The 11,086-nt window shown below is 60.4% G+C and carries 10 protein-coding genes; 1 reads left to right on the forward strand and 9 read right to left on the reverse strand.

Annotation, left to right across the window (positions count from 1 at the left end; genetic code table 11):
• Positions 1 to 127: 127 nt before the first annotated feature.
• The gene (locus BZ163_RS01390; protein WP_128869495.1) at positions 128 to 484 is read right to left on the reverse strand and encodes a hypothetical protein; all 357 of its coding nucleotides are present in this window, start codon (positions 482 to 484) and stop codon (positions 128 to 130) included.
• A gap of 396 nt (positions 485 to 880) precedes the next feature.
• Between BZ163_RS01390 and leuA the strand changes: the two genes are divergently transcribed.
• Positions 881 to 2,560, forward strand: a complete 1,680-nt coding sequence (leuA, locus tag BZ163_RS01400) for a 2-isopropylmalate synthase (RefSeq protein ID WP_128869497.1) — start codon at positions 881 to 883, stop codon at positions 2,558 to 2,560.
• Between the two features lie 206 nt (positions 2,561 to 2,766).
• Here the strand turns inward: leuA and BZ163_RS01405 are convergent, their stop codons facing one another.
• The 8 genes from BZ163_RS01405 to BZ163_RS01440 all read right to left on the reverse strand — a co-directional run.
• Complete coding sequence (locus BZ163_RS01405) at positions 2,767 to 3,558, reverse strand: amidohydrolase (RefSeq protein WP_128869498.1); 792 nt, start codon at positions 3,556 to 3,558, stop codon at positions 2,767 to 2,769.
• Positions 3,546 to 4,694, reverse strand: coding sequence for a pyridoxal phosphate-dependent aminotransferase (locus BZ163_RS01410; RefSeq protein WP_128869499.1), 1,149 nt, complete (start codon positions 4,692 to 4,694; stop codon positions 3,546 to 3,548). Before BZ163_RS01410 ends, BZ163_RS01405 begins: the two co-directional genes overlap by 13 nt.
• 132 nt (positions 4,695 to 4,826) lie before the next feature.
• Positions 4,827 to 6,296, reverse strand: a complete 1,470-nt coding sequence (der, locus tag BZ163_RS01415; protein ID WP_059403392.1) for a ribosome biogenesis GTPase Der — start codon at positions 6,294 to 6,296, stop codon at positions 4,827 to 4,829.
• Positions 6,297 to 6,508: 212 nt separating this feature from the next.
• On the reverse strand, positions 6,509 to 7,660 hold the full coding sequence (gene bamB, locus BZ163_RS01420) for an outer membrane protein assembly factor BamB (RefSeq protein WP_128869500.1): 1,152 nt from the start codon (positions 7,658 to 7,660) through the stop codon (positions 6,509 to 6,511).
• On the reverse strand, positions 7,653 to 8,294 hold the full coding sequence (locus BZ163_RS01425) for a tetratricopeptide repeat protein (protein WP_128869501.1): 642 nt from the start codon (positions 8,292 to 8,294) through the stop codon (positions 7,653 to 7,655). The genes bamB and BZ163_RS01425 overlap by 8 nt, the downstream gene beginning before the upstream one ends.
• 40 nt (positions 8,295 to 8,334) lie before the next feature.
• The gene (gene hisS, locus BZ163_RS01430; RefSeq protein ID WP_128869502.1) at positions 8,335 to 9,624 is read right to left on the reverse strand and encodes a histidine--tRNA ligase; all 1,290 of its coding nucleotides are present in this window, start codon (positions 9,622 to 9,624) and stop codon (positions 8,335 to 8,337) included.
• Positions 9,625 to 9,661: 37 nt separating this feature from the next.
• On the reverse strand, positions 9,662 to 10,771 hold the full coding sequence (ispG, locus tag BZ163_RS01435) for a flavodoxin-dependent (E)-4-hydroxy-3-methylbut-2-enyl-diphosphate synthase (RefSeq protein WP_128869503.1): 1,110 nt from the start codon (positions 10,769 to 10,771) through the stop codon (positions 9,662 to 9,664).
• A gap of 3 nt (positions 10,772 to 10,774) precedes the next feature.
• A partial coding sequence (locus tag BZ163_RS01440) for a DUF4115 domain-containing protein (protein ID WP_128869504.1) occupies positions 10,775 to 11,086 on the reverse strand: 312 nt, incomplete at its 5' end.

Consider the following 11,086-nt stretch of genomic DNA (forward strand, 5'->3'; position numbering starts at 1 on the left):
CTGGCAAGCCAGCTCCTACAGGGATCGAAGGTGTACATGGAAATCAAGTTCACCCGATCACTGTAGGAGCTGGCTTGCCAGCGAAGGCGGCATCACAGGCGCAAACGTAACCACAGAAATAAACCGCCTATTCCGCCTCCAGATCCTCGATCCCATGAATTTCCCTGTGCGCCAGGCACTCTTCGATCCAGGCCCGGGTTTCCTCCGAGAAGCCCGCCAGTTCTTCAGATGTGATCAGCTCATGGGTACACAGCCCCAGCAAATGAGCAGGCGCCTCACTGCGTGAGTGGCTGTAAACGCCAAACGCCCAATACAATTCCTGCTGACCGGCCTTGAGCCTCTCCTCGCTGGCTTCAATACGCTCATAAGGCGCCAGGCTTTTATCCAGCACCATCCGCTCGACCTCCTCCATGATCCGGATACACATCCGCTCATGGGCCACCGGACGCAATGCGCTGTATAGCTTCCAATCCGATTCGTTCATTGTCGACTCCCGCTTCCCAAGTCGCCTGATTCAAGCTTTAAGCATAGCTGCGCCGACCGAGACCAAGGCGACAACTTTCAATTGCGCATCGCTCGAACCTCGCGCAAAGATAAAAACAATCAGCGCCAATCACCGCAATAAAATCTCGATAAACCCGCCATTACGAGTATTCCTCTCAATTTTTTTCGACCGCTTGCCATCCTTTGTTCTCGCGGTTAGGGTTGAAGACATGAAAACCTCTCACACCCTCATTCAGCGTCGCCAGCACCGCAGCCTGTGCCTTGTCAGTGCACGACTGCCGGGCTGAATCGCGGTGCCTCGCCCCACGCTTTTCCCAAGAACATTTTGATCCACCGGCAGGCCGCCTCTTTTCGGCCCACACAATAAGGATTTCCCATGAGCATGCTCAAAGACCCGTCTTCGAAATACCGCGCGTTCCCGACCATCGACATCCCGGACCGTACCTGGCCGTCGAAGACCATCACCGCCGCGCCGATCTGGTGCAGTTCCGACCTGCGTGACGGTAACCAGTCGCTGATCGAGCCGATGGACGCGACCAAGAAGCTGCGTTTCTGGAAAACCCTGGTGCAAGTGGGCGTGAAAGAAATCGAAGCCTCGTTCCCGGCGGCTTCGCAAACCGACTTCGACTTCGTGCGCACCCTGATCGAAGGCGGCCACATCCCGGACGACACCACCATCCAGGTGCTGACCCAGGGCCGTGAAGACTTGATCGAGCGCACCTTCGAATCCCTGCGCGGGGCGAAGAAAGCCATCGTTCACCTGTACAACGCGACCTCCCCGTCCTTCCGCCGCATCGTCTTCAACCAGGACAAGGACGGGATCAAGGAAATCGCGGTGAGCGCGGCCAAGCTGTTCGTCAAATACGCCGCCCAGCAGCCGGACACCGAGTGGACCTTCGAGTACTCGCCGGAAACCTTCAGCGCCACCGAACTGGAATTCGCCAAGGAAGTCTGCGACGCGGTGATCGAAGTCTGGAACCCGACGCCCGAGCACAAGATGATCCTCAACCTGCCGGCCACCGTCGAATGCGCGACCCCGAACATCTATGCCGACCAGATCGAATGGTTTGGCCGCCACATCAACCGTCGTGACAGCGTGATCATCAGCCTGCACACCCACAACGACCGTGGCACCGGCGTTGCAGCCACCGAGCTGGGCCTGATGGCCGGCGCCGACCGTGTCGAAGGCTGCCTGTTCGGCAACGGCGAGCGTACCGGTAACGTCGACCTGGTGACCGTGGCCCTGAACCTCTACACCCAGGGCGTGCACCCTGAGCTGGACTTCTCCGACATCGACGGCGTGCGCAAAGTCGTCGAAGAGTGCAACCAGATCCAGGTGCACCCACGTCATCCATACGTCGGCGACCTGGTGCACACCGCGTTCTCCGGCTCGCACCAGGATGCGATCCGCAAGGGCTTCGCCCAGCAGAAACCGGACGCCCTGTGGGAAGTGCCGTACTTGCCGATCGACCCGGCCGACATCGGCCGCAGCTACGAGGCGGTGATCCGCGTCAACAGCCAGTCGGGCAAGGGCGGTATCGCCTACCTGCTGGAACAGGAATATGGCATCAGCTTGCCGCGTCGCATGCAGATCGAATTCAGCCAGGTCGTGCAGCGTGAAACCGACCGTCTGGGCCTGGAAATGACCGCCAAGCAGATTCACTCGCTGTTGATCAGCGAATACTTGCAAGCCAATACCCCGTACGCGCTGGTCAGCCATCGCCTGCAGGAAGAAAACGGCAACAGCGCCGTCGAAGTGGAAGTCGCCAGCAAAGGCCAGGGCGAAACCAACCTGCACTGGCGCGGCAAGGGCAACGGCGCCCTGGAAGCGCTGGTGGCCGGCCTGCCGATTCCGGTGGAAATCATGGACTACAACGAACACGCCATCGGCGCGGGCACCAATGCCAAGGCGGCGGCCTACATTGAACTGCGAGTGAACGGTGAACGTGCGGTGCATGGTGTGGGGATCGATGAGAACATCACTACCGCCAGCTTCAAGGCGCTGTTCAGTGCGCTGAACCGCTCGTTGAGCCAGCCGGAAGCGAAAGCGGCGTAAACACCGTCACCCAAATGCAAAAGGCCCCTTGGTGAAAACCTGGGGGCCTTTTTTTGTCTGCCTGTTTTTGTGTTGTCTGTGCCGGCCTCTTCGCGAGCAAGCCCGCTCCCACATTTGATCGATGTGAACACAGAACTTGTGTACACCAAAAACCCACTGTGGGAGCGGACTTGCCCGCGAAGGCGTTGGTTCAGGCAACCCAAATCTCAGGTGAATTCAAAAGTATCGGCATCCAGATTCGCCGGAAACCGCGTACGGTAGGCTTGCAGATCCGCCGCATTCAGCACCACCTGAAACACCCCATCCGCCTCCCCCGCGCTCAACAACGTCTCACCCTGAAAATCCAGCACCTGACTGTCACCGGTATACGCAAAGCCCTTGCCATCAGTCCCCACGCGATTAACCGCCGCCACATAGCACAGGTTTTCAATCGCCCGCGCCGGCAGCAACCGGTTCCAGTGCTGTCGCCGCGCACCCGGCCAGTTGGCGGTGTACAGCAACAGGTCGGTGTCCTGGGCATCACGGCTCCACACCGGGAAACGCAGGTCGTAGCAAATCAGCGGCCGCACTCGCCAGCCCTTGAGCTCGAACTGCACTTGGCGCTCGCCGGGGGTGAAGTGGTTGTGCTCGCCGGCCATGCGAAACAGGTGGCGCTTGTCGTAATGCAACACCTCGCCGTCCGGCCGCGCCCACAACAGGCGATTGCGATGGCTGCCATCGGCGGCCTGGACGATGAGGGTGCCGGTGATCACCGCGTCGAATTTCGCCGCCTGGACGCGCAGCCATTTGCTGGTCGGCCCGTTCTCGGGCTCGGCGAGGGTCTCCGAGTCCATGGAAAAACCGGTGGTGAACATCTCCGGCAGGATAATCAGGTCAGCACCGCGCGCCTGTTCCAGCAATTGCGCGAAATGCTCCAGATTGGCCTGGCGGTCGTGCCAGGCCAGGGTGGTCTGGATCAGCGCGATGTTCAGATTGGGCAGTGCACTCAGATCACGCATAATTTTTCCGCTGCTTCACGCAGGGTCTCCTCGCGTTTGGCGAAGCACAGGCGCACCAGGCGCTGGCCTTTGGGTGGAGTCTGGTAGAACACCGAGATCGGGATACTTGCAACACCGTGTTCGCGAGTCATCCACAGCGCCATCTCGACGTCATTGAGGTCCGGACGGATCTGCGAGTAATCGACCAGCTGGAAGTAAGTGCCGGCCACTCGGGAGAAGCTGAAGCGCGATGGCGTCAGCAGGTCGCAGAACAGATCCCGCTTGGCCTGATAAAAGGCCGGCAGCGCTTGCACATGTTCCGGGTGTTCGGCCATGTAATCGGCCAAGGCGTATTGCAGCGGCGTCACGCCGCAGAAACTGACGTACTGGTGCACCTTGCGCAGCTCGGCGGTCAGGGCCGGAGGTGCGACCACATAGCCGGTTTTCCAGCCGGTGACGTGATAGGTCTTGCCGAAGGAGCTGACCACGAATGCGCGCTGATACAGCTCCTCATGGGCCAGCACGCTGGCATGCGGCACGCCGTCGAACACCAGGTGTTCATAGACTTCGTCGCTGACCAGGTAGATGTCACGGTCGCGGATCAAGGTCGCCAGCTGATCCAGCTCGGCATGGCTGATCAGTGCACCGCTGGGGTTGTGCGGGGTATTGAGGATGATCATCCGCGTGCGCGGGCTCAGGGCGTCAGCGAGTGCCTCGAAGTCGATGGCGAAATCATTCAGGCCCAGTGGCACATGCACGCAACGACCACCGGCCAGCGCTACCGAAGGCTCATAGCTGTCGTAGGCCGGATCGAACACGATCACTTCATCGCCGCTGTGGATAACCGCCTGAATGGCACAGAAAATCGCCTGGGTCGCGCCAGGCGTGACCGTCACTTCATCGTCGGCATCGACGTCGACGCCATAGCTGCGGGCGATCTTCGCCGCAATCTGCTGACGCAACACCGCCAGGCCGGTCATCGGTGAATACTGGTTGTGGCCACTGGCGATATGCCGACCAACCGCATCGCGCAGGGCCTGCGGGCCATCGAAATCGGGAAAACCCTGGGACAGGTTCAACGCTCCGGTCTGTGCCGCGAGCTGAGACATCTGCGTGAAGATAGTGATGCCGACATTCGGCAGCTTGCTGGTGATCATCGGTAGCCCCTTGCAGGTGAGCTGCAAGTTTCAAGCTGCAAGCTGCAAGTGGTCAAGCAGCAAACCATCAGACACAAAAAAGGGCCCCTGACAGGACCCTTTATTGCTTTAACTTGAAGCTTGAAGCTGCTTCTATTTCTTATCGCGGCGCTTTTTGTCGGCCTTCTTGTGGTGCGACATCATGCGGCGCTTCTTGTTGACCTGACGGTCGGTGAGCGAGTTCTTGTTACCTTCGTACGGGTTCTCGCCACCCTTGAACTCGATGCGGATCGGCGTACCGACCAGCTTCAAGACACGACGGTAAGTGTTTTCCAGGTAACGGACGTAAGACTTCGGCACCTTCTCGATCTGGTTACCGTGGATCACGATGATCGGCGGGTTCGCACCACCCAAGTGGGCATAACGCAGCTTGATCCGACGGTTGTTGACCATCGGCGGCGCGTGTTCACCGACCGCATCTTCCAGAATCGTGGTCAGGCGGTTCGTTGGCCAGCGGGTGACCGCAGACTTGAACGAGTTCTGTACGGAGGCGTAGAGGTTACCCACGCCGGTGCCGTGCAGCGCCGAGATGAAGTGAATGTCGGCGTAGTCAACGAAGAACAGTCGACGTTGCAGCTCGACCTTGACGAAGTCGCGCTCGCTCGGCGTCATGCCGTCCCACTTGTTGATCGCGATCACCAGCGCACGACCCGACTCAATGGCGAAGCCCAGCAGGTTGAGATCGTGATCGACCACGCCTTCCCGGGCGTCCATGACGAAGATCACCACGTTGGCGTCTTTGATTGCCTGCAGGGTCTTGACCACGGAGAATTTTTCGACTTCTTCGTGGATCTTGCCGCGCTTGCGCACACCGGCGGTGTCGATCAGCGTGTACTTCTCGTCGTTACGCTCGAACGGGATGTAGATACTGTCGCGGGTGGTGCCGGGCTCGTCATAGACGATGACCCGGTCTTCACCGAGCATGCGGTTGACCAGGGTCGACTTGCCGACGTTCGGGCGGCCGATGATGGCGATCTTGATCCCGTCTTTTTCGCTCGGGCCAGGAATGCGCTTGGCTTCCTCGCCTTCGGCAACGATCTCTTCCTCGCCTTCTTCCAGCTCGTCATCGTCTTTCGGGAAGTCGCTCAGGGCGATTTCCAGCATCTGGGTGATGCCACGGCCATGTGCACCGGCGATCGGGATCGCGTGGCCCATGCCCAACGGGGCGAATTCGGCGCGGGCCATTTCCGGGTCGATGTTATCGACCTTGTTGGCAACCACGTAGGAACGCTTGTTACGTTTGCGCAAATGCTCGGCGATCATCTGGTCGGCGGCGGTGAAACCGGCCTTGGCATCTACCAGGAATAGAACGACATCCGCTTCTTCAATGGCCAGCAGCGACTGCTCGGCCATTTTTTCGTCCATACCGTGCTCGTCACCGGAGATACCGCCGGTGTCGACCAGAATGTAGGAACGCCCTTGCCACTTGGCCTCACCGTATTGGCGATCACGGGTCAGACCGGACAAGTCGCCGACGATGGCGTCGCGAGTCCTGGTCAGGCGGTTGAACAAGGTGGACTTGCCGACGTTCGGTCGGCCCACCAGGGCGATTACGGGAACCATGCGGCTCTCCACTTCGTTATTTCAGAAAATACAAAAGCCGCTGCTAAGCAGCGGCTGGTGCTCGGGGCAATCACTGTAGGAGCGGGCTTGCTCGCGAAAAACGCAACGACACCGCGTTTATTCAGACATCAAACGTAATCGTTGACGTCCATCGCGAGCAAGCTCGCTCCTACTAGTGAAGCCGCTTGGGGGTTAAACCCCAAGCATAGTTCTTACTTAATGGTCAGGGCTTCCAGTTTGCCACTGTTGCCATATACATAAATCGTATCACCCACCACCAGCGGACGAGCGCGCAGGCCGTCGCTGTCGATGCGTTCGCGGCCGACGAAACGACCGTCCACCTGGCTCAGCAGGTGCAGGTAACCTTCCAGGTCACCGACTGCCACATAGCTGGAGTACACCTCTGGCGCCGACAGTTGACGGCGAGCCAGCGAATCGTTGCTCCACAAGGCTGTGGTGGAACGTTCGTCGACGCCTTCAACAGTGCCCGAAGCCAGGCTTACATAGACGCTGCCAAAACCCTGGGCGACACCGGCATAGCTGGAAGCATCACGCTGCCAGAGCTGGCGACCGCTATCCAGGTCCAGTGCCGCAATGCGACCCTGGTAGCTGGCGACATACAGCGTACTGCCGGACAACAACAGGCCACCGTCGATATCGACCACACGCTCCAGTTCCGAACGCCCTTGTGGAATCGCTACACGCTGTTCCCACACCGGCACGCCGTTGGAAATATCGAGCGCGACCACTTTGCCGGTCGACAGGCCAGCCACCGCGAGGCGGTTGGTGACGATCGGTGCACTGGTGCCGCGCAGGGTCAGGACCGCTGGCGTGCTGTCATACAACCAGCGTTGGGTGCCGGTGGCGGCATCCAGGCCGATCAGACGGTCGTCCTGAGTCTGGACCACTACCACGTCACCGTTGTTGGCCGGCGGCGCGAGGACTTCACTGGACACGCGAGCGCGCCATTTCTCTTCGCCGCTGCTGGCGTCCAGGGCAACGATTTCACCCTTGAGCGTACCGATCGTGAGCAACCCGTAAGCCACGCCAACGGCGCCGGAAACAGGCAGATCGAGATCTTTCTCCCATTTGACGTTGCCGTTGCTGCGATCCAGCGCCATCACCTCACCGGTGACGTCGGCGGCATAGATGGTATCGCCATCGATCGCCGGCACCAGCATGTTGTAGGTTTCGCCCTGACCGTCACCGATCGAACGACTCCACTGCTTTTGCAGAACCACCTCTTCCTTGAAGTCGGTCAACTCGGCCGGCGGCAGTTCTTTCTTGCTGTTGCTGCTGCAACCCGCGGCCAGTACGGCCAGAGCCAGCAATGCTGCATGTTTCCAACGAATCACGTCACGCATCCCCTTTGGCCAGGTCGTCCAGCTTGATTTGTAGGCCGCCGACTGCCGCTTCATCCGACAGTGCCGCCTTGGCTTTCTGATACGCCGCATTCGCTTCGTCGGCACGACCCAACTGCACCAGCAGGTCGCCCTTGAGTTCCTCGCGAGTAGCCAGGAAAGCGGTATCGGCATCGCCTTCGAGCAGTTTCAGGGCTTCATCGGCCTTGTCCTGCGCGGCCAGTACCTGAGCCAGGCGCTGACGGGCGATTTCGCCCAGTGCCGGGTTCGCCGGTTTGGCGACGATGGCTTTGAGCTCGGTGGCCGCGTCATCCAGCTTGCCGCTGTCGACCGCGACTTTCGCCACGAACAGGCTGCCGTACTGCGCGTAGGCGCTGCCGCCGAATTCGCTGTTGAGCTTGCCGGCCAGGTCCGAAACACGGGCGGCATCAGGCTTGCCGCTTGGCGTCAGCGTGGTTTCCAGCAACTGCTGATAGAGAATCGAGGCGCCTTGCGACTGATTGCTCTGATACTTCTGCCAGGCCTGCCAGCCGAACACGATGACCAGCGCCAACAGGCCGCCAGTCACCAGGGGCTTACCGTTGCGTGTCCACCAGTCCTTCAAATCCGCCAGCTGTTCGTCTTCGGTACTCGACACCCCAATACTCCTTAATCGCTAAATCGGCTGTTTGACAGCTTCAACCCTGCACGATGCAGGTGGCCAGGTGTGCGGCAAGCGCATCCCAGGCAACGCTTTGTTGTTCGCCCTGGCCACGCAGGGGTTTGAAACCTACCACTTGCTGGGCCATTTCGTCGTCGCCGAGGATCAGCGCGTACAACGCACCGCTCTTGTCGGCTTTCTTGAACTGGCTTTTGAAGCTGCCGGCACCGGCATTGACTTGCAGGCGCAGGTTGGGCAATTGGTCACGCACCCGCTCGGCCAGGGCCAAGCCGGCCAGCTCGGCTTCTTCACCGAAGGCACAGAGGTAGACGTCGACCTGACGGGAGATCTCTTCCGGGATCTGCTCCAGGGTTTCAAGCAACAACACCAGGCGCTCGATGCCCATGGCGAAACCGACGCCAGGGGTCGGCTTGCCGCCCATCTGCTCGACCAGGCCGTCGTAACGACCACCGGCACACACGGTGCCCTGGGCGCCCAACTTGTCGGTGACCCATTCGAAAACGGTCTTGCTGTAATAATCCAGCCCGCGCACCAGCTTCGGGTTGATCACGTAGGGAATGCCGGCGGCGTCCAGGCGAGCCCTGAGGCCCTCGAAGTGCACGCGGGATTCTTCGTCGAGGTAGTCGGCCATTTTCGGCGCGTCCACCAGTACCGCTTGGGTGTCGGCGTTCTTGGTGTCCAGCACCCGCAGCGGGTTGGTCTTCAGACGGCGTTGGCTGTCTTCGTCCAGCTTGTCCAGGTGTGCCGAGAGGAACTCGACCAATGCTTCGCGATAACGGCCGCGGGACTCGGCGGTGCCCAGGCTGTTGAGCTCGAGCTTGACCGCGTCACGGATGCCCAGCTCGCCCCACAGGCGCCAGGTCAGCACGATCAGCTCGGCATCGATGTCCGGACCGTCGAGATTGAATACTTCGCAACCGATCTGGTGGAACTGGCGATAACGGCCTTTTTGCGGACGTTCGTGGCGGAACATCGGGCCGATGTACCAGAGTTTCTGCACCTGGCCACCGCCGGTGATGCCATGTTCCAGCACCGCGCGCACGCAGGCCGCCGTGCCTTCGGGGCGCAGGGTCAGGGAGTCGCCGTTGCGGTCGTCGAAGGTGTACATTTCTTTTTCGACGATGTCGGTCACTTCACCGATGGAGCGCTTGAACAGCTCGGTGAACTCGACGATCGGCATGCGGATCTGCTTGTAACCGTAGTTATCCAGCAAACGCGAGACGGTGCCCTCGAAATGACGCCACAGGGGCGTCTGTTCGGGCAGGATATCGTTCATGCCACGGATGGCTTGCAGGGACTTGCTCACTTTAAATCCTTAAATTCGTTCAGCGCTTCAGTCGGGCTTAGCCACGCGCGATAACAGCAGCGTCGGCTTCGACCTTTTCGGCCGCTTTCTGGCGGATCAAGCGTTCCAGCTCATCCACCAGATTGTCATTCGTCAGTTTCTGCGACGGCTTGCCGTCGATGTAAATCAGGTTTGGCGTGCCGCCGGTCAAGCCGATATGGGCTTCCTTGGCTTCGCCCGGCCCGTTGACCACACAGCCGATGACCGCGACATCCAGCGGCACCAGCAGGTCTTCGAGGCGCCCTTCCAGTTCGTTCATGGTCTTGACCACATCGAAGTTCTGCCGCGAGCAACTCGGGCAGGCGATGAAGTTGATGCCACGGGAACGCAGGTGCAGGGATTTGAGAATGTCGTAGCCGACTTTCACTTCCTCGACCGGGTCGGCCGCCAACGAGATGCGGATAGTATCGCCAATCCCTTCGGCGAGCAGCATACCGAGGCCCACGGCGGATTTCACCGTGCCTGAACGCAAACCACCGGCTTCGGTGATGCCCAGGTGCAGCGGCTGGACGATTTCCTTGGCCAGCAAGCGGTAGGCAGCCACGGCCATGAACACGTCGGAGGCTTTCACGCTGACCTTGAAGTCCTGGAAATTCAGGCGCTCGAGGTGCTCGACGTGGCGCAACGCAGACTCGACCAGCGCGGCCGGGGTCGGCTCGCCGTATTTCTTTTGCAGGTCTTTTTCCAGGGAGCCGGCGTTGACGCCGATCCGGATCGGAATCCCGCGATCACGGGCCGCATTGACCACGGCGCGCACCCGGTCTTCGCGACCGATGTTGCCCGGGTTGATCCGCAGGCAGTCAACGCCCAGTTCGGCGACGCGCAGCGCGATCTTGTAGTCGAAGTGGATGTCGGCCACCAAGGGCACCTTGACCAGCTGCTTGATCTTGCCGAACGCTTCGGCGGCGTCCATATCCGGTACGGAAATCCGCACGATATCGACGCCGGCGGCTTCCAGGCGGTTGATCTGGGCCACGGTGGCGGCCACGTCATTGGTGTCGCTGTTGGTCATGCTCTGCACAGCGATAGGTGCATCGCCGCCCACAGGCACGTTACCGACCCAGATCTTGCGGGATTCGCGACGTTTGATTGGAGATTCGCCGTGCATGACTTATTGACCCAACTTCAGGCGAGCAGTCTCGCCACTGGTGAACGGAGCGGCATCAACCACCTGCCCGTTGTAACTGACCTGCGCGCCACGGGCATAGCCCAGGCGCACGGTGAACGGCGGCTTGCCACTGACGGAAACGTTTTCGCCTTTGCGCTTGAGACCACTCAACAGCACCTTGCCGGTACCGTCGGTGACTTGCGTCCAGCAATCGGCGGTGTAACGCAGTTGAACCTGGCCCTGGCCGGCCACCGCAGCCGCCGCGACTGGCGCCGGAACGGTCGGCGCCACCGGCGCGGTCACTACCGGTGCCGG

It is taken from the genome of Pseudomonas sp. VI4.1 (genome assembly GCF_002029345.1).
Taxonomy (GTDB): Bacteria; Pseudomonadota; Gammaproteobacteria; order Pseudomonadales; family Pseudomonadaceae; genus Aquipseudomonas.

What these genes read in the sequence shown, in the direction of transcription:
- BZ163_RS01390 (WP_128869495.1), bottom strand. Translation starts at nt 484, where the DNA reads ATGAACGAATCGGATTGGAAGCTATACAGCGCATTGCGTCCGGTGGCC.
- leuA (WP_128869497.1), top strand. Translation starts at nt 881, where the DNA reads ATGAGCATGCTCAAAGACCCGTCTTCGAAATACCGCGCGTTCCCGACC.
- BZ163_RS01405 (WP_128869498.1), bottom strand. Translation starts at nt 3,558, where the DNA reads ATGCGTGATCTGAGTGCACTGCCCAATCTGAACATCGCGCTGATCCAG.
- BZ163_RS01410 (WP_128869499.1), bottom strand. Translation starts at nt 4,694, where the DNA reads ATGATCACCAGCAAGCTGCCGAATGTCGGCATCACTATCTTCACGCAG.
- der (WP_059403392.1), bottom strand. Translation starts at nt 6,296, where the DNA reads ATGGTTCCCGTAATCGCCCTGGTGGGCCGACCGAACGTCGGCAAGTCC.
- bamB (WP_128869500.1), bottom strand. Translation starts at nt 7,660, where the DNA reads ATGCGTGACGTGATTCGTTGGAAACATGCAGCATTGCTGGCTCTGGCC.
- ispG (WP_128869503.1), bottom strand. Translation starts at nt 10,771, where the DNA reads ATGCACGGCGAATCTCCAATCAAACGTCGCGAATCCCGCAAGATCTGG.